The sequence below is a fragment of the Leeuwenhoekiella marinoflava DSM 3653 genome (genome assembly GCF_900129005.1).
In the GTDB taxonomy this organism is placed as follows: Bacteria; Bacteroidota; Bacteroidia; order Flavobacteriales; family Flavobacteriaceae; genus Leeuwenhoekiella; species Leeuwenhoekiella marinoflava.
This window is the reverse complement of record NZ_FQUN01000006.1, coordinates 172,813-196,064: the sequence shown is the minus strand read 5'-3', so window position 1 is coordinate 196,064 and position 23,252 is coordinate 172,813. Positions and strand designations below refer to the sequence as shown.

At 35.5% G+C, this 23,252-nt stretch carries 12 protein-coding genes; 3 read left to right on the top strand and 9 right to left on the bottom strand.

Annotation, left to right across the window (positions count from 1 at the left end; translation table 11 throughout):
- From BUB91_RS05675 to BUB91_RS05645, 7 genes are read right to left on the bottom strand one after another with little or no spacing between them, the layout of a single operon-like run.
- On the bottom strand, positions 1-2,874 hold the full coding sequence (locus BUB91_RS05675; protein ID WP_073098107.1) for a glycoside hydrolase family 2 protein: 2,874 nt from the start codon (positions 2,872-2,874) through the stop codon (positions 1-3).
- Positions 2,875-2,882: 8 nt separating this feature from the next.
- Complete coding sequence (locus BUB91_RS05670) at positions 2,883-5,081, bottom strand: alpha-L-rhamnosidase-related protein (protein WP_073098105.1); 2,199 nt, start codon at positions 5,079-5,081, stop codon at positions 2,883-2,885.
- Position 5,082: 1 nt separating this feature from the next.
- Positions 5,083-5,973, bottom strand: coding sequence for a hypothetical protein (locus tag BUB91_RS05665; RefSeq protein ID WP_073098102.1), 891 nt, complete (start codon positions 5,971-5,973; stop codon positions 5,083-5,085).
- A gap of 16 nt (positions 5,974-5,989) precedes the next feature.
- Positions 5,990-7,573, bottom strand: a complete 1,584-nt coding sequence (locus tag BUB91_RS05660) for a sodium:solute symporter (protein ID WP_073098099.1) — start codon at positions 7,571-7,573, stop codon at positions 5,990-5,992.
- 42 nt (positions 7,574-7,615) lie between these two features.
- Positions 7,616-8,377, bottom strand: coding sequence for a phytanoyl-CoA dioxygenase family protein (locus BUB91_RS05655; protein ID WP_073098096.1), 762 nt, complete (start codon positions 8,375-8,377; stop codon positions 7,616-7,618).
- A gap of 24 nt (positions 8,378-8,401) precedes the next feature.
- The gene (locus tag BUB91_RS05650; protein ID WP_073098094.1) at positions 8,402-10,675 is read right to left on the bottom strand and encodes a glycoside hydrolase family 31 protein; all 2,274 of its coding nucleotides are present in this window, start codon (positions 10,673-10,675) and stop codon (positions 8,402-8,404) included.
- Positions 10,676-10,698: 23 nt separating this feature from the next.
- On the bottom strand, positions 10,699-13,194 hold the full coding sequence (locus BUB91_RS05645) for a right-handed parallel beta-helix repeat-containing protein (RefSeq protein WP_073098091.1): 2,496 nt from the start codon (positions 13,192-13,194) through the stop codon (positions 10,699-10,701).
- Between the two features lie 232 nt (positions 13,195-13,426).
- Here BUB91_RS05645 and BUB91_RS05640 point away from each other — a divergent pair, with 232 nt between their 5' ends.
- The 3 genes from BUB91_RS05640 to BUB91_RS05630 all read left to right on the top strand — a co-directional run bounded on the left by BUB91_RS05640 (position 13,427) and on the right by BUB91_RS05630 (position 19,046).
- Positions 13,427-14,329 carry a helix-turn-helix domain-containing protein gene (locus BUB91_RS05640; RefSeq protein ID WP_073098089.1) on the top strand — a complete coding sequence of 301 codons (903 nt, stop codon included), beginning with the start codon at positions 13,427-13,429 and terminating at the stop codon, positions 14,327-14,329.
- Positions 14,330-14,439: 110 nt separating this feature from the next.
- Positions 14,440-14,898 carry a transposase gene (locus tag BUB91_RS05635; RefSeq protein WP_083557858.1) on the top strand — a complete coding sequence of 153 codons (459 nt, stop codon included), beginning with the start codon at positions 14,440-14,442 and terminating at the stop codon, positions 14,896-14,898.
- A 194-nt stretch (positions 14,899-15,092) separates the two neighbouring features.
- Positions 15,093-19,046, top strand: a complete 3,954-nt coding sequence (locus BUB91_RS05630; protein WP_073098084.1) for an AsmA family protein — start codon at positions 15,093-15,095, stop codon at positions 19,044-19,046.
- A 101-nt stretch (positions 19,047-19,147) separates the two neighbouring features.
- Here BUB91_RS05630 and BUB91_RS05625 read toward each other — a convergent pair whose 3' ends face one another.
- Complete coding sequence (locus tag BUB91_RS05625; protein WP_073098081.1) at positions 19,148-20,731, bottom strand: glycoside hydrolase; 1,584 nt, start codon at positions 20,729-20,731, stop codon at positions 19,148-19,150.
- A gap of 121 nt (positions 20,732-20,852) precedes the next feature.
- Complete coding sequence (locus BUB91_RS05620; protein WP_073098078.1) at positions 20,853-23,174, bottom strand: FdhF/YdeP family oxidoreductase; 2,322 nt, start codon at positions 23,172-23,174, stop codon at positions 20,853-20,855.
- Positions 23,175-23,252 lie beyond the last annotated feature (78 nt).

Sequence of the window (23,252 nt, the reverse complement as noted above, 5' to 3'; positions counted from 1 at the left end):
CTATTTATTATTAAATTTTAAAAAGAGACTGTGCTTTTTAGTCCCATTAATCCATTTGGGTTGAGAAGATGGTCCTACTAAATCTGTTGCATTTACTTTATTACGAACCGCCGGTATTACATCAAATACTGCAATACCCGTTTGAGGTAAAGTATATAACAAGGCATCGCGACCATCTCTTGGGGTATAAACACCCAAATAGGTATCTGAATCATCACTACGCACCTGTATTTTGCCTTCTGCAGTGGTAAATTCTACCCATTCCCAATTGCTGAAATAACCTTTAAACTCCGGATAATTGAAAGACTCTCCCGGAATGGGATCGTTGTATCCATTTTCCCAAACATCAAGTTTGGTACCTTTTAAACGGTTTTGCCAAACCCGATACGGCCCGGCTCCTAACCACCTTTTAGATTGCATTTTTTCTTCAGGATAGTCAAAATAAATTCCGGCTAGTTCTGTTATTCCGTTATAGGCATATTCATAATCCATTTGAACCAAACCTTCAGGATAAATCGTCCAGATTACTTTTTGTAGAATTCCGAAATAAATAGCTTCAATTTTAACGGTATTATCAACTTCCTCAGCTGTAATGGTAACGAGATTTTCGGAGCAATTCACTTCCTCATCAATACATTTAAATTCTTTATAGATTCGATCTTCTCCCTTTTCAAAATCAGGATTTATAGTGCCGTCTAAGGTTCGATCTCCCCGACGAGCCATAATAATTTGTGGTCCATTTCCAAAACTGATTGATTCCCCAGACTGCTCAACTGTTGTTAATTTACCGGTAGTTTTATCAAATTTTAATGAGGTTTCCCAACTTGTCACTTCATAAAATTCATCTGTCTCCTCAAGTTTTACAATACCCTTGTCTTCAATTTCCAGAAGCTTTTCTTCTTCTTTATTCCAAGTATAATCCCAAGTCCATAATTCATTCCCATCAGAATCAAGCGCTTTTAAATACAGTACGTCTGCATCTTTCCAGTTGTTCGGTAACTTAATGTTTAAGTTTCCTGTAGACTGAGGCTTAAGATCAGGCCCTTTTAAGGTTTGTCTCTTCAATGTTAAATGTCCGATTTTTGAATCGTCGGGATTAGGAAAAGTAGCCAATTCCCATTCAAAAGTACAGTCTGATAAATTGGTAAAGAAGTACCTGTTTTCAATTTCAAAATTTCCATCAAAATCAGAATCTAAATGTTTTGGTGTTGTAAGCATTATTGGAGACCAAACTTCTTTCACAGTAAAGAAACTCCCTTCTTTCTCGTGATGAGGTCCTACGATACCGTCTGCTCCAAAATTGCCTTGATTGTCTATACGGCCATCCTGATCGGTACGTGCGATACCTTCATCTGCAAAAACCCATAAATAGCCACCGCCACTTCGGGGATGTTTACGCAGAACTTCCCAGTAGTCGTCAAACCCTGCTCCGTGTCCACCATCATATAGACCGTGTAAATACTCTGTTGGCATAAAAATATGTTCTCCACGCTGATATTCTATAGTCTCGCCATACGAGCGGTAATGCATGGTTTCAACACCATTTAATTCTTGCTGTGGATGTAAAACCGGTCTGTTTTGAAGATCCCATATCTCAAACTGATTATCTAAATTAGTATTCCAACCCCCTTCATTACCATTAGACCAAAAGATGATACTGGGATGATTTAAATCACGGATTACAGTTTCTTTTACCAATTTTTTACCAATATTGTCATCATAATGACCGTGCCAACCGCCCAGTTCATTCATCACATACAAACCCAGTTCATCGCAAGCTCTTAAAAACTCCGGATCTGGTGGGTAATGCGATAAACGCACCGCATTCATATTCATTTCTTTGATTAAACGCACATCGGCATAGTTGAGCTCTTTATTAAGCGTACGACCAGACTCTGGCCAAAAGCTATGTCTGTTTATCCCTTTCATCAAAATCCGAACACCATTGACATAGATACCATCTCCTTTTCTAATTTCAATAGTTCTAAAGCCTATGGTATCGGTTACCTGATGAACTAACTTATCATCTTTAAATAATTTGATAACAACGCCATATAAATTGGGAATTTCAGACGTCCAGGTTTTTATATTCTGAAAAGTGCCAGACACATGAATTTTATCACTTCCGGTAGGTAAATTAGCCGTTAAAACATCACCCATTTTCTTTCCGTTTTTATCTGTCAGTGTAGCTTCAGCTCTAAGATCTGAATTTCCTGTACCCAGAAATACATCTGCTTCAAAAGAGCCGTCTGCTTCTGCTTTTAAAGCGGTACGCGCGATGTGTGTCGCCGGTAAAGCCTCTAAAAAAACAGGCCTGAAAATTCCACCGAAATTCCAATAATCAGCTCTTCGCTCAGCAAGATTTACACTGGCATTTGAAGACTCTTTGCTAACAGTCACCTCAAGAACATTCTCTTTTCCAAACTTTAAAAGTGGAGTTATATCGTATTTAAAGCGATAGAATGCTCCCTGATGCATTGTACCGGCAGAACGCCCGTTTATTTTAACTTCGGTATCCGTCATCGAACCATCAAAAACAATATTGATGACTTTTGTTTCCCATTCTTTAGGTACTTGAAATGTGTATTTATACTGTCCTACTTCATCTGCAATCCCATCGGGGAAAGGTTTTCCGTAGAATTTAATGCCATATTGATAGGTACCAAAACCTTCCTGCTCCCAAACTGAAGGCACACTAATAGTTGACCATTCTCCACTATTGCGACCATCAGAAATTTTAAATTCCCACTCTTTGGTATCCTGATATCCTTTTCCTGACAGATACTTAATTTCAGTTTTGGCATCTTGAGCCTGTAAGCAAAAAAAGCTTACAGAACTTAGAAAGAAGAAGAGGTGTCCTTTTAATAAATTCATAGTTATACTTAAAGTGCTTTGTAATTAATTAAATATTCGGTGTGAGGTGTAATCTTAAGCGCGTAGGTATTTGAAGCTATTTCAACGAAAGTTCCATGATTTGTTTTGGGTTTGCTTTTACTTTTTAAAATCAAGTTCCCAGTACCTTCATCAGAATTAAGCTTGATTTCCTTTTTACTGCAATACAAATCAATTTTACCATTAGGAGTGGGTACTGTTCCTTCCATCCATTTAAGATCCCCTAGAACCGGTTTGATGTCATACGTTTCATATCCCGGTTTTGTGGGTTTAACGCCCAGATAATATTTTCCCAATAAATAAATAGGGCTCGCTCCCCAGGCGTGGCACAAACTCTTACCAAATTCTCTACCATACATTGCCAGATGCTCACTGCCTTCTTTATCCGGATTGTATTCTTCCCAAAATGATGTAGCTCCCAGATCAAGCATACCGCCCCAATACGCTCTGATTTCATCTAAAACATAATCTTGTTCTCCCATTGCACAAAGTGCTTCCAACTCATAAAACCGCATATAAGGAGTTACTATTTGCTGAACAGCATCATTCAAGAGAACCTTGTTTTTAACTGCTTGCTTTTGGGAATCATTAAAATAATCGAAGAAAATCCCGAACATATTGGCGTAGCGCGTTACATTATCTTTTGGTTTGCCATTTACCACGCTATGGACCAGCGCTCCTTTTTCTGAATCCCAATACGTTTCAAAAATTTTACTTTTTAATTCTTTTGCTAAGGCGTCGTATTTTGAAGAGTCTTCTGGATTACCTGCTATTTCAGCGCAAAGCGACATAGATTCTAGGCTGCGTGCCAGTAACACCTGTTCAAAACTTACTGCTCCTTCTTTGCTCAAACCCTCTGCCCAATCTATAAAAACCCAGTCACCAGCAAGACCTTCCATCATACCGTTCTCGTTGCGACGGGAAAGGCAATATTCCATTAACGACTGCATTCTGGGATAAAACTGCTTGATAAAAGTAGGGTCGCCGCTGTATAGGTAATAATCATAAATGGATAAAAACCAATACAAGGAATAATCCATAATCGTATTGATATGTGCTGTAACAGGATCTTTTCCGCGCAGCGCAACCATTGTACGTTCGACTGTGGGCGAATCATTTGTCAAATAATAATTCATTAAATAACTCTGGTTAGCATCTCCAGACCAAATCCACCGGTCACGCTTGATTCCATCAATAAAAAATTCGCGTGTGGTTAGGTGAAACGTATATTTCGCTACCTCGTAGATCTCATTAATTCGCTCGTCTGAACATTTAAAACTGCCTTTATCTTCAACATCAGCATATTCAAAAAGCATGCTTACATCCTGTATCGATACCTTTTCTGAAGTGACAATCTGTATATATCGAAATGCTTTAGAAAGCTCTAAAATAGAATCTGTTGCAGAAGTTTCATAAATCTCTAAATGATCTAAGGTCTCGCAGTTTGCAATGGACAACGCTTCTTCTTTAGATTCCCCGTAATAAATAGCTACAGTACCTGACCCTTGTAAACCCTCCAATTTAATAAAACCGAAGGTCTCTTTACCAAAATCATAAAGTGTACCGAGTTCTGTTTTTTGTGAATCAACAGGATTAAGAGGTTTTACAGGTAATGCATAATTTGAGGGTAATTTCTGTACCGAATTTAAATTAGCAGAACCGGCTTGTAACCAGGTCGTCCCCGATTGATCTGAAACTTTACCACTTTGATCAATCCATTCTTTATCTTCAAAAGTTACCAACCAGGATTTGTCTGATTTTACGGTTTGTCCATCTATGAATATTGCCGGTACGTGAGCTTGATTGTAGACTTTAAGGCTCAACTTATGATGACCCGCGGGCATTATAATATTGTCAGGAAACCCGGGAATTGCCTTACCGTCAATTTTGATGTTGTACTTCCCTTCTACAGCTATCTGAACTTCTTCAGGTTCTGAAAGGTCAAATTCTTTATGAAAATCTACCAGATTGTAATGACTATCTGTCTTCCAGAAAACCGGAAAAAAGGAACCCCGTTCGGTACGGCGATTTTGCATTTTATTTGCCAAATCGATTTCAAAGTCACCTGGATACCAGATCCAGGTTGCTTCACCACTTGTTTGTTGCGCAAAAGTAAAACTTCCTGAAAGCAGAAATAGCCACACAACAAGTTGAGCAAGATGTAATTTTATTTTTAAGTTGTTATTCATTTTAATGTAATTGCAGGTTTGCGTAACGGTTTTGAGCTTCTGCCCAACATTCATCTGCGATGGTTTTATAAAGCAGTGCTTCTTCCCAGCGATCACCTTCTTCTCTTTCCAATCCGTTTTCGTCAGTTATTTTACGTGCATAGAAAATAGTAGATTTAAGTAATTCTACAGTAAATGAGATGTAATCTCCCGGCTCTGCATATTTTAGAAAACCTAAAAAAGAACGCGTCCACATCTCTTTGAAATGAGCCACATAGTCGGTATTCAAGTTATTTTGTATTGCAACCTGAATGCTTCCGGGATTACCAATTCTTCCATGAAGAAATCGGACACGGTCAAAAACCGGTTCTAAAAAATTCCATTTTTGCTCAATTCCGCCGTAAATCATTTCCTGCCCGGTATACCAGTGTGAGAAGTCACCGTTAAATCGAATTTCAGGAAAACGCTTAGTCAACTCCACTGTTCTAAACATATCTTGAGTGACGGTAGCGCGATGCGTTTCTATATAAATTGGAAAATCGTAATTCACTGAACTGTCCAAAATATATTCCACTAGACGATTCACTTCTGAATCAAATTCTATTCCCCAGCCTAGATGGACCGTTGCACAATTGTAGCTTTCTGATTTCCATAAGGGCAATAATTCTTTTAAATCCCCTACAGCATTAACTCGGGCATGGGCCGTTAAATTGAGATTCAATTTGTTGCATAAATCGGGTATTCCATCCTGAATTGCACTAAAACCAGCATCAGCAATTGCTGTATGTTTTTGTAGGTCATTTCCCTTCGGTCCACTAGAAAAAGTAGGCAGTTCATCACAGGTATTGTAATTGATATCTACCCGTAAATATGGTGCATCAAGAGAACCATCATTAGTGTTTTTTATTTTCATACTCTTTTCAGCTCTGTTAGTTTCCGTTAAAAAAAAGGTATAGTCCCAGCATCACTATAAATAGTAAAACCCAAAGTAACTTAGCTCTTAAGGTCATAGTTACTTTCTTTACGGGAAGTAGTGTATTTTCTGTATCTGTATTTTTTGAATCCAATAATGAAATGATGACTATAGCTATGGAAAGCACTACAAAAAGGTAGAATGAAAGCAATAGAAAATGAGGCCAAAAATCGTAGATTTCCTTAGGAAAAATCCATAAAAACAGCACTCCTACGGTTAAACTTAAAAGGGTTCCAAATATCAAAATACTATCTGCTGCACGTCTTGTGGTTTTAGACCATAAAACCCCAAAGAGAAATACCACAGACATAGGAGGAGCAATAAAACCTAAAACAGATTGAAAGACATCAAAAAGATTTAAGCCTTTAATACTGTTTATAGCAAGCGTTATTAAAATAGCTATAAAAGCACCAACTACGGTGACAATTCTACCTGTGGTTACAATTTGATTTCGTGTTGCTTCAGGTTTCATTTTTTTTACATAAATATCCATTGTAAAAACCGTGCTAAGCGCATTTAAAGCGGAATCGATTGTACTAATTAATGCAGCAATTAACACAGCCATAACCAAACCTTTTAGTCCCGATGGTAGTAATTGTGTGACCATGGTCATATAAGCTTCGTCAGGATTCTTTAAATCAGGAAAAAGTATAAAACACAGAATCCCAGGAATTATAAATAATGGAACATCTAATATTTTTAACCATCCCGTAAAATTTGCTCCCAACTGACCTTGCTTTATATTTTTAGCTCCTAAGACAGACTGAACCATAGATTGATCTGTACACCAAAACCAAACTCCCATAACCGGATATCCTAACAAGATGGCGATCCAAGGATAATTAATATCGTCGTTAGGTAGTAACAAATTCCAGTAATTTGATGGAATTCTTTCTTGAATAGCACTTAGGCTTCCTAATTCTGAAAATGCAATCCACGTGAGTATTACTGATACTACAATAAGCAATATCATCTGAAAAACGTTTGTAAATGCGATTGCCTTTAAACCACCAGCCATTGCAAAAAAAGCTGAAATAGTCAGTAATAAAACGATTGAGAGCCACATCGGCATATTCAATATTTGCTGAATTAAAATACCTCCGGCAAAAAGCGTTAAGGACAACCAACTAATCAAAATAGTTACTATCGTATACCAAGCCAATATATTTTGAGTAGAATTGCCAAAGCGTTTCCCCATAAATTCTGGTAAGGTTTGCACCTTAGCTCCCAGATATCGGGGAGCAAATACTACAGCTAAAAGAAAAATAAATATAAAAGCATACCATGCAAAATTACCGGCAACGATACCTGTTGTATAACCTATACTCGCTGATGCAATAAGCATAGATGGTCCCACATTTGTACCCCACATCGTAAAGCCAATACTCGGCCATTTTAAAGAATTACTTGCTAAAAATAAATTATCATTTTTTGAGCCTTTTAATTTAAAGCTAACCCAGAATCCTATCCCTAATAAGATAAGGAGGTAAATGCCTACGACAGCAAAATCAAGAGATGTTAACTGGTCGTATATATTCATAAGTTTTTGATTTTTAGTGTAGTTAATTTTATGTAACCTTTCTTATTTAGAAAGTTCTTGAGTTTTTAAATTCTCTCCATCCTTAAGAAAAGGTTCTGCCCAGTAAAGTGGGTTACCATCTTTTTTCAAAATAGGTTGTGCCGAATATTGAATCAATAAAACCCTTCTTGACTTGTTAGTTTTATTAGAACCGCTTCTATGAAAACAAGTACTCGAAAAAATAGCTACATCTCCTGCTTTTAAAACCGCTGGTACCCCGGGGTTATCTCCAAAATAACCTATTTTATCGTTTGTGCCTTCTTGAAGAACATGATCAATTCTTTTCTTGGTACCAGCATCTTTATAAGGAAGCATATAAACTGTTCCATTTTCTTCAGAAACATCATCTAGGGGAAGCCAAACTGATAAGTAGGGTTTATGCTCAAAATCAAGGTAGCCTGAATCTTGATGCCATGAGAACGTCATTCCCTTATCTGCAGCTTTCACAACAAATTGTTCTAGAAATAAGTACGCTTCGTCTCCTAAAACCTTGTTGACGATCTCTTCCATCTCTTTACCAAAAATAAGATCCTGCATCGTCTCACTATCTTTATAGCGTAAGGCAATAAAATAACGTTTCCCTTTATGATTAATCTCATCAACCTCTATCCCCTTCTTGTCCATCTCATCATCTTTTTCCTTTATAAAGCGTTGACATTCATCTCGCAAACGCTCTAAAAGTTCTTGTGGTATTACATTCTTTAAGATGCAAAAACCTTCTTCATCGTACTGTTTTAATTGATTATCAGATATTATCGTATTCATAATTAATAATTTATAAGTGATACTTTAGTTAGAATCTTCAATTTTCAAATACTGCCAAATTCCTTTAAAATCTGAATCAACTTCAAGGGATATTGTGGTATCTAAATTCATTTCATCTGTACAACTTACTTCGTTTGTATACAAAGGAATAGAACTTCCTTTTCTTATCCATACTGGCATGTCCTGTAAGTTGGTTTCAAAATTTTTAATCCATTGTGTTCCGTGATATTCGGTTCCTGTGAAAAAGTTAACCCATTCTCCTTCTGGCAAATAGATATTTCGTGAATTTTCAGAATTCATAATTGGAGCCACTAAAAAATCAGATCCTAGATAATATTGATCATCAATATGCCAACACATAACATCATCTGGATGATGCATTAAAAGAGCTCTTAATACGGGATATCCTGAAGTCATACAAGCCTTACTCTGCTCTAATAAATAAGGAATTAATGCATATCGCAATTGCCACCACTTTCTTACAATACCAGAAATATTAGGGTAGAAATAAGGCTCTCTTTTTGAAGTACCGTGGTACCTAATATGTGAAGTGAAAACACCAAACTGCGTCCACCTTACATACAAATCATCAGGTATTACTGAATTCATAAAATTAGGCACTCCGTGGAAACCCGGAACATCATGGCTCCAAAAACCAAATCCGGAGAGTCCCAAATGAAGTCCGCCCTTTAATGAACCTGCCATACCTTCCCAAGAGGCTGCTGCATCTCCTCCCCAGTGTATTGGATATCGTTGGCAGCCAGACCAGCCAGCTCTTGCCCAGATAATACCTTCACCTCTAGCAGATTTTGTAATCTCGTAAGCTGCCTTTTGATAAAGAAGACCATAAAGATTATTTAAAAGCTCGGGTGGCATTCCATGATATTCAGCATTCATATGAATCTCTTCACCAAAATCTGTTTTAATGGCACTCACTCCCATATCGAATAACTCTTGGAGTAGATCTTGATACCATTTAACAGCCTTGGGATAGGTAAAATCTATTGTACCAGCATAATCAAGATTACTAAAGTTAGAACCCTTCTCTTTAGGTGTATTCAAGGCTACGCCTATATATTTGTTCTCAGTAGCTTCTTTAAACTGTTGCGCATTTTCTGAGATATAGGGCATCTGCCAGAGACTTAAGCGAAATCCTCTTTTATTCAATTTTGAAATAAAAGCTTTTGGGTCAGGAAATCTTTCAGAATTAAATTTCCATTCACAAAGCCAGTCCGTTTCAAACCAACCCGTATCTAAATGGATAACATCACAAGGAAATTTCTCTTCTCTAAGTCTGTCACAAATTTCAATTACTTCTTCTTCTGAAAAATAAGTCATGCGACTCATCCAAATCCCAAAACTCCAAATAGGAGGAACTTCTGGAAAACCAGTAAGTTGTTTGTAACGGTATATTATACGCTCCGGTGAAGCATCACCTATTAGAAATAGATCTAAAACAGGTTCTTCTGTATAAATCTGAACCGAACGTGTAGAAAAATCGGCCATTGAAAATTTACAATAAGCAGAAGTATGCAAAAACAAACCATACAGCTCACTAGATAGATAAAAGGGAACATTTTTATATGTTCGCTTGTTATTTACACCTTGGCCATCTTGATTTTTTAGCTGAAATGTACGTCCAGATAAGTCTAATTTTGAAAATCGCTCACCCGTTCCTACAAATTTTTCATCGGCTGTTGATTCAAATGAAAGTGTTGCACTATGAGGTTTCCCATTCTTCTCTATAAATGCTAAAGGCATTGCATCTACTCTAGCAGGGAAAAACTGATCGTGCCCACTTATTACAACCTCTTTTTTACCATCAGGATATAAAGTGGCTTCAAATGTTTCTTGTGGTGCAGGTAATAAATCACTCCAGTAATCGATTGCACAATCTGATAAATCTATTTTTGCGCGTGTTTCACCATTTCTATCAATCACAATCCAAGTATCACCATCGATTTCATAAAACAATGCAACCTCATTTATAGCATCTGCCATTTGAATCATCTCAGAACTCTCTGAAATTACTGCATCAAATCCTATACAAAGTCTTAGTATTTTAGAACCATAAGCTCTTAAATAAACCTTATACGTTTTTCTTGCAACAGTCAAGTCTGCTTCAATATCATTAGACCTTTTTTGACATTGAAACGGTATTGTTAGAACCACTCCTAAACCATAGGAAGCTATATCAGTAGGCTTACATGCTTTCCAAAGTCGAGAATCCTTTTTATCGTTATCTAAATCGATTTCGAAATCTAGGAAGTCGTAAAACTGATGGTTGGTTTGTTTCATATAATTGTAATAACTAGGAATACTTATTCTATTGGGTCTAGAAATACCCAGACTTCACTTTTTTTAGTTCCTTTAATTCCCGTCTGATATTTTGACATAATTGAGTTCCATGCTTCCATTCTGGAATTATTTTTTAGCGTTAACGGATTTAGCTTTTCAAAAGCTGCATCTTTGGGAATACTTATTGTCAGCATTAATTGATTTCCGTTTTTGAATATCTGTAATTGCTGAAAATCACCATTACAAAACCCTTCTGCTACTTCAGGCCACTCTTCAAATTGTGAAGTATGATAGTCTATATATTCTTTTTGTAATTGAGCATCTTCTACGAGGTTTGCTGTTAATAGGATATGATCCCATTCTGAAGCCATTTTAGTATCAGAACATCTTTCATTCTTTTTATAATCATAAATGGGATGCTGATACGTTTTTAGTTCAGCTTTGGGAAAAAGATCACTTAAATCATTTTTAAATTTTTCAATATAATTGAGCTTTCCGTGTATAACCACATGATTCTTCCATTTGTAAACTTTAGGATCTATAAAGCCTCTAGATTGTGCAGCTTCTTTAATTTTTGAAATATCTAAGCTGGTCCCTATAATTTCTACAGCTGCGAATTGAGGAATTTCTTTTAACGGCCATTGCTCATCTATTACCACCTCTTTAAGTAAATTTTTATAAGGTGCTCTAATACCTGCTTTTTGTTTTATTATATCATTTACAAAGGCATTGTTATTTTCCCAGATATTTCCGGGACCATTTGCATTTTGCAAAAATTTCTGAGCAGGAACCCAATTGTCCTTTACGGTTATGTGTGAAGACCCCTCATCAGTATATAGGTAAAACCAGTGATACGGGTCGTGTGCATAAGGATTTTTGTAAATATCATAAATGACATTTTCTTCTATACTCGTTTCAGGTTGAGCTGATAGTGTATAAACTCCGGCAACATCATAAAGGTGTTTCCCATAATGATGTATTTTGTTTGCCAGCACTCTATTTCCACGCATTGCATTTTCAGACTGCGTCCACCCCCATCCTAAACTAATCCCTGAGTAAGATACATCTGAAATCTCGTTATGTGCGATAAGAATATCTTTCACATAGCCAGCACTAATACCTACTGTACCCCAATCTTCATTAGTAACATCTGTGATTAGATTATCTGTAATTTTATTACCCGAACTAATCTCTCGAGTGTCCTTAGGATTGTACGGCAAATGTGTTTCAAAAGCTTCGTCTGAGAAAACACCGATATTGATACCACTCCCTCCAATATCCTTAAACAAATTGCCTTTTATAGTATTATTTTTAGTGCCTTTATGATAATCCAATCCTGTAGAAGATAAATGCTGAAAACTACAAGCTTCAAATACAGTATTATTAGCATAATTAACTTCAACAGCTGCTCTGGGTCTTCCTATCCATGCTTGATTTTCTAGACCTGCTTTATCTGGAGTACCAGGAGTTTGAAGCTTGTAAGCATCTAACAAATACATACCAGCCTGTAGTGGAACGTGACCTTTTAAAGATGGTCGTAGCCAGTTACTGTATTCAAAAGAAATATTCTTAAAACCTATGTGATGAACTGGGTTATCTACTGTTCCTGTAATTGAAACGAGATTTTCTAAAAATGGAATTACTGCTTTAGATTTTAAATCCTCTCCAGCTCTGGGATAATAGTAAATTTTTGATTTTGAATTATCAAAATACCACTCGCCTGGCTCGTCTAAAAAACTCAATGCATTATTTAAGAAAAAAGGTGAATTACCGGTTTTTTCTGATATCCACGGAGCAGGCCATGGATGTTCATTTTGTATGCGGCTCTCGGGGTTTTCAAAGCTTACTTTAGCACTATCTTGATGTACTTCAACCTCTTTTATTCTCAAATTAGCTATAGCCCACCACTGCTGAATAAATAGCTCCATTCCGGGTTCAAAATTGAATTCTTCTGAATCAATTGGAATCCAACACGATTCGGTATTTTTATCCCATGATAAAATCCGTTGCATTTCAGAACCTCTTGTATTTTTAGCTCTTATTGCTTTTTTCCCATTAACCCAAAACTGTCTAAAATTTAAAACAGATCCTGCTTTTTTAGGAACATCAATTTCCCATATAATACCCGGTTTTAAACCGTTTATCGATTTTGAAGGTTTCCACCCTGCTATTTCAATACCTCCGGATAAAACAGGTTTTGCAAAAGGCTCGGATTCAATCGATGTAGTACTGATCTCAGAACCAGAATCTTCCGGTCTAATAAATACAGGTTCTGGTAAATAATAAGTGCCGTCTTTTAAAATAATTTTAATTCCGCCTTCTATATCAGATTGACTGAGTCTTCGCATTTCTCTTGCCTTGCGCAATGCTCTATTTACGGTGGCAAAAGGTTCATTTTTTGTCCCTGCATTTAAATCATTTCCTTCTGGAGAAACCCATATCTCAGCAGCATTACTCGTATATGCAGTAATGATGACTATAAATAATACTACTAGCCTTTGTAAAAAATTTACGTTCATTAATCTTGAATTGAAATTGATTAGAAAATAGTTCTAATTTTCAATTAAACTTAAGAATCTTCATTAACAATTTGGAAACAAATCAATTTTAAGATCTCGTTTAAATTCTCGGTAAGTTTAATATTTTAGAGTTTTTTTAATGATATTTTCAAACAACGGTCAATTTTATAAAAGCTTTTATCGTTATATCATAAATTGAACTTCATTTTAATCACTACATATATTCATTTAAATGTCTGCTATAAATAATAAAGAAGGTAATCAAGGGATCTGGTGGCATCCGGAAAACTTAGGTCCTTTAAAAAGCGTTCCCTATATCAAACAATTTGGTAGTATGAAATTTTCCAAGGTAAGAATGGATGAAAATATGCGTCCGCATTTGAATGATGGTATTGAAATTCATTTTGTAAAAAGTGGTAAATACAAATGGGTAGTAGATAATACTGAAGTAGAATTGCTTCCCGATAATCTATCGGTCACAACTCCTTGGCAACTAAATGGCAGTCCGGAAGGTAAAATGGATATTGGCCATATCAACTGGATTGTTATAAAACCAGAAGAATTCTCAGTTGACACGCCTTTAAACCTTGGAAAATGGACTAAGCTTTCTAAAAAATTTCAAGAAAATCTAGGCTCTATGATGACTTCTGAAAATGTTATTGTCATAGAAAAAGCAAAAGTCTTTAAAAAGTACTTTATTGAACTTGAGAAAGAACTAAAGAACCAAGAAAAGGGTTTTAAAACTATGGTAGGTAATATTATAGAGAATTTTTTTATTGATCTCAATCGCTATTTATCCTTACGAGAACAACAAATTTCTGAAGAGGATAATTTTATAGAGAGACTTACCCAAGTAGTTAATAAAGATTTAAATAAAAAATGGATTATTGAAGATCTTGCCACTTTGTTTGGAATGGGGAAAACAAAATTTACTTATGAGGTGAAGAAATTGACAGGTTATCCTCCAAATAGCTTTATTATCAATTTGAAAATAGAAAAAGCCATAGAAATGATCAAAGCTTCAAATTACAGTATGTCTGATATTGCGTTCGCTTGTGGTTTCTCTTCTGTTCAGCATTTTTCATCTACATTTTCTCAAAGAATAGGAGTTAGCCCGGCAAATTATCAGAAATAATTATTATTCTGATTTACATTCAATATTTCAAATTATCAACACATCCATATAACTATATAGAGGCAAGTATTTAAACTCATATCTTGGAAGACACCAAATATAGGGATCATATGAATAGTTTCAAGGGTCAAAATCTCCTAGAGTTCTCTGATCGGTTCAAAACTGATGAAAATTGTAAAGAATACCTGGCTGAGATTAAATGGAATGATGGATTTAAGTGCCGTAAGTGTGGCCATAAAAAACCTCAGGCAAGAAAGGATTTCTCAAGAACATGCAATATCTGTTCGCTCCAGGAGTCCGCTACTTTCAATACGCTTTTTCATAAAGTTAAGTTTGGTATGCACAAGGCTTTTTTTATTGTCTTCAAGATGGCTACCAGTACCAAAATTCATCAGATCAAGTTCTGGATAAGAACAACCAGTTCTTGGGTGAGCGATTTCAATAGATATTTTAATGAGTTTTGTTTTAGGATTAACCACTCACAAAGCAAAGCCACAATATTCAATAATCTAATTACTAAAATGATCAACAAGGACAAAGTGTATGGCAAGCAAATTGAATGCAACTAACTACCGACCTCTATAATCTTAATTACATATGCAACTTGTCAGACTCAGAATTACATTATAATTCTTTTGAATTACTTAATCAACTTTAGGATATTTCTAGACTATTTTTGATAGTTCCTACCTAGCAGCTGACTTCTAATTGCTCGAAAAAGCTAACAAATAACTATTTTTCATATTTTACTTTAAAATAACATTTGACAATTCATCCTATCACAAAGAAAAATAAACCTAAATCAACCAAACGTTTACGCCGTCTTGGACTTATTTTAGGGCTTATTATTTTAGTCCCCATTGGTTTATTCATATTGGGCTGGCAAAGCCGTAACTTAATTGTAAATGGTTTACAGGAGTGGTATAACGCCAATCACGAAGGAACTTTAGAGATTGGTGACGTAGAAGCTAATTTTTTAACCGGTTTTCCTAACGTTGGTTTTACAATTAACGATATATCTCAAAGTGAAAGGGACACGATTTCTTTTAAAAGAAAATCAATTGTCATTGATAAGGCATTGGTCACTATTAGTGCCAGCGATTTAATTCGAGGAGATTTTCAGTTTAAAAATATTACGATTAACAACGCTTCAATTTATTCTGAAATGGTCTCTGATAAATCTTATGATTATCACATAAAGCAAAAATTAAATAAACTTCAAAATCATAAAGCCTCTATTTCATTTCCATCCTGGATAGATCTCAAAGCAACAAGTTTTAGAATAAAAGAATTAAAATATGTTGCTAAGGATAGTATATTTCATAAAGATTTCAATTTAGAGTTTTATAATATTCGTGGTCAACTCAAAAAGACTAAATCACTGATAAGTGGGTCTTTTAGTTTTGAAGCTAGTATCAATAAATTAGGGTTTAATACACAAAAAGGTAGCTTTTTAAAATCAACCGAAGTATCTGGCAAACCCAAATTTTCCTTAGATACTAATGAAAATGTTTTAAATATATCCGAGTTTATTCTAAGCATAGACGATGAGCGATTTACCATAAGTTCTAGTTTTAATTTGCTAGAACCTGCATATCATATAAATCTCTCTAATGACAATCTGAAATTCGGTTCTTTACAAAAATTTCTTTCTGATAGTATTGCAAAGAAGATTGCTCCATTTGTAATATCAAACCCCATTCAAACGAGTTTGACACTTGATGGCTTATTTCAATTTAAAAATACTCCAGAGATTAATGCTAGGTTTAAAAGTACAGCTAACACAGCTAGTTATAACGATAAATATACCCTGTCAAATACTAATTTTAAAGGATATCTCACAAATAAGATTTACATATCTGACAGCATCCAAAGTAAAAAAGGAACTAAAGAGGATATAAAAATATTCTTCAAAGAGGTCACCGGTAACCTTGAAGGCATGGAGCTAAAGTTGGATAACAGTTATTATCAATCTACTCCTGAGTACCCCAATTATGTCGCTGCTAATTTAAATATAGAAGGTAAAAATGAATCGCTCGCACAGGTTTTAAAGAATGATGATTTTGATTTTAAAGGTGGAAATTTCGAATTAAATACCAAGGTTAGAGGCGATATTGACCATCTTGAGCAGCTTTTTAATTTTGCGGAAGGAAGCTTTTTACTCAATAATACTCAGGTTATTCTCAAAAAAAATGGCTTACAATTACCTGTAAAAACCATCAAACTAAGTTTAGCTAATAAAAAATCATTTCTAGAAGAATTGAGTATCGAATTAGAAAAAAGCGAAAACCTCGTTTTTACAGGATATCTCAATAATATTTCCTCTTTGATTTCAAATAATCCATTAGAGCCTACCAGCAGTTTTGTGGAGTTAAAATCTGGCTATTTAAATGTAGATGAACTCATTTCTACAGCCAAGAAAATGATTCCGGAATCTGATAAAAACAAGGATGATCGTAAAAATATCAATCAAATACTCACCGCAGTTTTTCATAAATTTCAGCCGCGGTTTAAACTCAAATTAGACCATGTTGTTTACAACGCAATTCAATATCAAAATCTAAGCTCAGACATTCAATTGACTAGCCCTGAGATAATTACCATTAATGACTTTTACATCAATTATCAGAAATCTAAAACCAATTTAAAAGGAAACTTAATTGTTCCCAGAAAAGATATTGCAATTAAACAGCCGCTTCACCTCAATGTACAAGCAAAAACTAAAGGACCTATTGCTATTTTTCAAGATTTATTTGATATCAAATTAGTAGATATAAGAGCCGGTAACTTTGACTTTTCAGGGAATGTTTCCGGTAACATTCAAGAATTCAACCAACTTCTGAATAAAGCCAGGGGTATTTTAAAACTAAAAAATGCAAGCTTCTACTACCCGAACGCCGGTTTCGATATCGACTTTGATTCATTATCCGTTAATATCGCAAATTCAAATATCATATTAGATCAGGTTGAACTTGAAGTGGGCGCATTGCATCCCTTTGTTTTAAACGGAAATATTAAAAATTTCACCAATATACTTTTAGATAACCAAGAAACAAAAAGCAGTGTTTTTCTAAATATAAAAGCTCCTTTTGTAGATGGGGATCAATGGATGGGTGTCGTTAATTCTTTTAGCAAGAAAAATGTTCTTACTTCAGAAACTAAATCCCGAGAATTATCAAAAGCCTTTAAAGATATAAACAGATTGCAACCTCAAGTTTCGCTCAATATAGATTCCTTAAAATACAAAGGTTTAATTACTAAAGATGTTGATGCTTCGGTATATTTTGAGAATGATTCTATTTTAAAATTGGATCATCTCAAGATCAATTATAAAAATTCTCGGTTATTTTTAAAGGGAACCATTCAATCTTTAAAAAGAGTTAAAAATGCTGAAAAAAAAAATCCCTTTGATTTTAAGTTTGAGGCAAAGGCCTCTGGTAATACAGCAGACTTAAATGATTATTTAAAGACTGTCAATTTTATATTTGAATCTGGAAAATTTGAGTTTACCGGCGATTATCACGGAGAAGCATCAGATCTCGCCGTATTTAATACCGATGCAATAGGAACTTTAAAACTGGTAGACTCGAAAGTAAATTTTCCGTTGGCAGGTATTCAGATTCCTATAGACAGTCTTCGCTTAGAGATCAAGAATGATTTTGCAAATCTGGAAACCTTAACCATAGATCTGCCAAGCAAAAGCACATTGAATGTTTCAGGATCGATTAATAATTTCTCTGATTTCATCAATAATTCGATAGAAAACGAGGAGCATATTTCGACTTTTGATATTAGTTCTCCTTACCTAGATACTGCAGATCTGGTGACATTTTTCGATACGAGTAAAAAAACTAAAGACACTTCAGATAAAAAACCTTTAAAAATTCAAAACCTGAAGGACATTCTAAATACTATTAATGACTCCTATTATCCACAGGGAAGCATTACTATTGATACCCTTATTCACAAGAATTTAAGGTTAACAGATTTTGATACGTATCTTCTTTTTGACAATACGGAAAACCTAAAAATTCAAAAAAGTGATGTAGACTTTTATGATGGTAAATTGCATATAGAAGCTCTTGCAAATATTTCTGAACCTAAGCATCTACCGGTAACTATTACTATTGAAGCGACTAACTTAGATCTTAAAAAGATTGTTGAAGGGCTTGATTATTTTAAGAATGAAAACTTGAAAAATACTGATAAACTTGGCGGATTAATAAACTTTAACCTACAGGCAACAGGAATGCTCAATGATGACGGAACTTTAAATTCTGATAGCCTCAACGGTGAACTGCAATTGAATCTACAAAACCTCACGCTGCATAACTACAAACCTTTGATGGAAAGTGTTGTTTTACTTAAAGAGGATCGATTTGAAGAATTAGAGTTTAGACCTATCGTTCAAACATTTAAAGTGGTAAATGGCGAAATAATTATTCCACGGACTGAATTTCAATCTTCTGCCATTCAGGCTTTTGCTGAAGGAAAAATCAAACTGGATGAATATGTCAATATTTGGTTGTCTATCCCGTGGAAAAATCTAAAAGCCAATGAAGGACTATCTCTACCGAAAAAAACCTCTTTTGAGGAAGCTGGCGCTAAATTCTATATCAACTTAGTTCAAGATCAAGAAAGTAAAAAGAAGAGAAAACAAAAATTACGGTTCAAAATCAAACTGTGGAATAGCAAATTGAAAAGATCTAAAGAATAGAAAAAATCCTATTTAAAACAAAAAACCTCAGTAAACTGAGGCTTTATAACTGTTCAATGTCAAAATAACACACTTATAACTAACACTTAAACAGAAATTTATTATTCCATAGTACAAACAAATGTTGTAACGGATTTTGCTGGAATTTCTAATTGCTCATTAATAAACAACACTCTTCTTTCAAGATCAGAATCTTCTGAAGTCACATAACTTTCAATTTTTGAATACTTGAAGCTGTCTTCATAATTAAGATTGACTTCTTTGCTTTCTGGAGTTGCATTTATAAAAACCAACACTGTTTTTTTTGCGTCAGGACTTTTATAAGCTGAATAAACAAAATCTTTATTTAGCTTATTTTCATTAACTCCGTTAAGTGATACACGTTGGTAACCCGGTCTGATAAACCTGCTATAATTACCAAAAGCCCAGAGCATTTTACTTTCATAAAAGTTACCGTCATTTTTATTCTTATCAATATAGACTAAGCCATCTTTATAATCATAAGCAGAAATTGCAGTCCACCAATGCCAGGCACTAGCATTTGCAACCACCAAATCACTATGAATTACTTGAGCCATATATAGTGCAGACTCCATACCCCCCAAATCACGACCATTTCCGTTAATCTCTCCGTTATTATCACCTAGAATACAATATTCACTCATCCAAAAATGCAAGTCAGGAATCTTTACTATAGCACTATTCACTTTTTCACGTTGTTCTACCATTTTAGCAAAAGGAGATGTTGTGAAGTAGCTGTGTGCAGATACACTAGGACTTACGTGATTTAGATTACCTACATAATTTGTTGAAGATTTATTAAAAAAGGAATTGATAACATCACCTCTGCCCTTTTTGTCTCCTGATTCTACTAGGTAGTTAATTTGAGCTGTCTCGGCTATATCAATAAAAATGCTGTCCAGATTTTTTTCGTCAAGTTGTCTACTTAATTCTTTTACCAAGCTCGAAATCTCACTATTCCAAAAAGGAGTTCCTTCTTGACCTCCGTCTGCCCAATCCCACTGCGGTTCATTTACCGGACTGATATAATCTACTTTTAAGCCTTTGTTCTCTAATCCCTGAGCTACATCTGCTAGGTAAATAGCAAAATCTTTTACTTGCTCAGCATTAAGGTTAGATTCGTTTTTATTGCTCGTATATGCTTTATTATTGCGAGTGAATTTTACCGGCGGGCTATTAGAAAAAATTAATAACTCTTTTACACCTCTATTTTTAGCCGCATTTGCAAACCACACTTGACCTTGCTGTTTGTTCCAATCATAAGAGCCATCATCGCTTAGAAAAGATTCAGCTCTTCTCCATTCATCTCCAATACCACTTTGCTCACCTTGTTCAGCACTTCCTGCACCCAGATTAAACCTCCAAAGGCTTAAACCTATTCCTTTAGGACTACCAGATTCATCATTTTCCAAACTGAACAACAAATCTGCTATTTTCTCTCTTTTATGTAAAGGCCAGTTACTGCCCACAAATTGTACAGACCACGCATCAGAAGCTCCAAAATTATCTATAAGTTGAAAGGTCTTTTTAGAATCTAAATGTAGTTCAATACTAGTTGGTTCCTCCTTCTGAGAACTTTTTGGTTGGCTCTTCCAGCTTAATAAAAATGCTGTACTAGCAATTATTATTATACTAAAAACTGAAACGACACTTTTAAATTTCAAAATAGATATTTTAGTGAATGCTCTTATTAAGACTAACTCCTGTTAGCTTTTACAATTTTCACTAATTTAAAACTATTATATAGGGGGTTAATCGACTAAATATCGGGGGTTTTTAAATTTCTTAAACCAATTCCTTCACCGTTTTAGTCTGTTTATGAATTTTCACCTTAACAGATTTACTTATGGGGGTTTGACTGCGTTCTGCAAAGTGATTGTACGGCACAAGTATATTTGTCTCGGGGAAATAAGAAGCTATATTTCCTTCTGGGATATTGTAAGGTATCATTAAGAACTTTCTGGCTTTACGGACTTCACCATCATATTCGCTGGTGATATCAACTACATCTAACTTTCTCAAGCCTAGTTTATCCATATCCTTTTGATTCATGAAAACAACGCGGCGTTCATTGTAAACTCCACGGTATCTATCGTCCAGACCATAAATTGTAGTATTAAACTGATCGTGTGACCGAATAGTCATCAGCATAAATTCATCTTTTGCTAAAGTATGTTGCGGTAATTTATTAACCGTGATTTGTGCTTTTCCTTGCGGAAGCATACTGAAGTCAAGATTACGCACATTATTTGGTAAGTAATATCCATGACCTTCAGAACGTTTTGAAGTATCCTTAAAACCTTTGGCTACCAAATCAATATATTCTCTGATAATCTCATAATCCATTCCCATCGCTTTCCAATCTACAGGATGGTTGCCTTTGAAATAGGCATCGGCGATCTCAGCTATTATAAGCGGTTCGCTCTTTACATTTCCAGAAGCTGGTTTGAGAATACCTTTAGACTGACTCACTTTACCCATACTGTTTTCAACCGTAAAATACTGCTGCTTTCCGTTGATGGTGTCTTTTTCAGAACGTCCTAGCGTTGGTAAGATTAAAGCCGTTTTACCGGTAACCAGATGAGTGCGATTAAGCTTTGTGCTAATTTGTACCGAAAGCTCACAATTCTGTATGGCTTCAGCGGTATATTTTGTGTCTGATGCAGCCATCAGGAAGTTTCCACCCAGACAAAAAAAGACTTTAGCTTTTCCCTCATGCATCGCTTCCATAGATTCAACAACATCAAGTCCTCTTTTTGTGGGTGGATCAAAATGCATAAACTCCTTAATCCTCCTGTTCATTGCTTCATCTATAAAATGCTGAATGCCAACACTGCGATCGCCCTGTACATTACTATGACCTCTCACGGGACAGGTACCTGCACCGGGTTTGCCTAAAGCTCCTTTTAATAATAACAAGTTTACAAACTCGCGTATATTTTCTACTCCGTTTTTATGCTGGGTTAAGCCCATCGCCCAGCATACGATGATTTTTTCTGAATGGCGTAGCATCGCTACGGCTTTATTTACATCAGATTCCTGCACACCGGCACGAGCTAGCAAATCAGCCTCATCGTATTGTTTTATGTCGTTTATAAACCCGTCATAACCGGTTGTATATTTTTCTATAAAGGCGTGATCAAAAACCTTGTGGTCTATAGAATCTAAAGTGGCTAATTTTTTAAGAATCAATTTCATCAGCGGAATATCCTGATTGATTTGCACAGGAAGATGTAAATCTGCCATCTGAACACCGCTACCAATTGTTCCACTTAAATGCTGCGGATTTTTAAAATTCACCAACCCGGATTCTTCCAACGGATTGATACTTATTATTTTTCCGCCGTTATTTTTACATTTTTCCAGAGCAGACATCATCCGCGGGTGATTGGTTCCCGGATTTTGACCGGCAATGATAATCACTTCAGCTTCATATAAATCTTCTAAAACCGTTGATCCCTTCCCTATTCCTAAGGTTTCACCCAGCGCTACACCGCTAGACTCGTGACACATATTAGAACAATCTGGCATATTATTCGTACCAAAAGCACGAGCAAACATTCCATATAAAAAAGCGGCCTCATTACTGGAGCGACCAGACGTGTAGAAAATCGCTTCGTCAGGATGGTTTAATCTATCCAGATGTTTAGTGATCAAACCGTAAGCCTCTGTCCACGTAATCGGTTCATAGTGCAGACTATTAGGTCTAAGCACTAAAGGTTCTATTAAACGCCCAAATTTATTGAGTTCGTAATCTGATAGCTGAGATAATTCTTCAACTGTCCATTTTTTAAACAAACCAGCATCTGCCTTAGCTGTGGTTGCTTCATCAGCCAGTGCTTTGGCACCGTTCTCACAATATTCTGCTACCGGAGACCTGTTTTCAGGGTCTGGCCAAGCACAACTGGGGCAATCAAAACCATCTTTCTGATTCATTTTGAGCAATGCACCCATAGACCTTAAGACGCCCATTTCTTTAAAGCCGTGTTTCAGCGCTTCTTTTACACCCAGCATTCCTGCTGCGTCGCGCACAGGTTTGCCTAATCTAATATTGGTAAATTCTTCTATTCCGGTTATAGAGACATTTCTCTTAAAGTCCTTGGCCATTCTGATCTTTTAATTCATTAAAAATCAAAGAAGAACCATCTTGTAATCCTTCGATTTATTTGAAATCAATTTAGATAT

Excerpts from the sequence above, each read along its gene's own strand:
- BUB91_RS05665 (WP_073098102.1), bottom strand. The coding sequence starts at position 5,973 with ATGAAAATAAAAAACACTAATGATGGTTCTCTTGATGCACCATATTTA.
- BUB91_RS05670 (WP_073098105.1), bottom strand. The coding sequence starts at position 5,081 with ATGAATAACAACTTAAAAATAAAATTACATCTTGCTCAACTTGTTGTG.
- BUB91_RS05645 (WP_073098091.1), bottom strand. The coding sequence starts at position 13,194 with ATGAACGTAAATTTTTTACAAAGGCTAGTAGTATTATTTATAGTCATC.
- BUB91_RS05650 (WP_073098094.1), bottom strand. The coding sequence starts at position 10,675 with ATGAAACAAACCAACCATCAGTTTTACGACTTCCTAGATTTCGAAATC.
- BUB91_RS05675 (WP_073098107.1), bottom strand. The coding sequence starts at position 2,874 with ATGAATTTATTAAAAGGACACCTCTTCTTCTTTCTAAGTTCTGTAAGC.
- BUB91_RS05655 (WP_073098096.1), bottom strand. The coding sequence starts at position 8,377 with ATGAATACGATAATATCTGATAATCAATTAAAACAGTACGATGAAGAA.
- BUB91_RS05640 (WP_073098089.1), top strand. The coding sequence starts at position 13,427 with ATGTCTGCTATAAATAATAAAGAAGGTAATCAAGGGATCTGGTGGCAT.
- BUB91_RS05660 (WP_073098099.1), bottom strand. The coding sequence starts at position 7,573 with ATGAATATATACGACCAGTTAACATCTCTTGATTTTGCTGTCGTAGGC.
- BUB91_RS05635 (WP_083557858.1), top strand. The coding sequence starts at position 14,440 with ATGAATAGTTTCAAGGGTCAAAATCTCCTAGAGTTCTCTGATCGGTTC.
- BUB91_RS05620 (WP_073098078.1), bottom strand. The coding sequence starts at position 23,174 with ATGGCCAAGGACTTTAAGAGAAATGTCTCTATAACCGGAATAGAAGAA.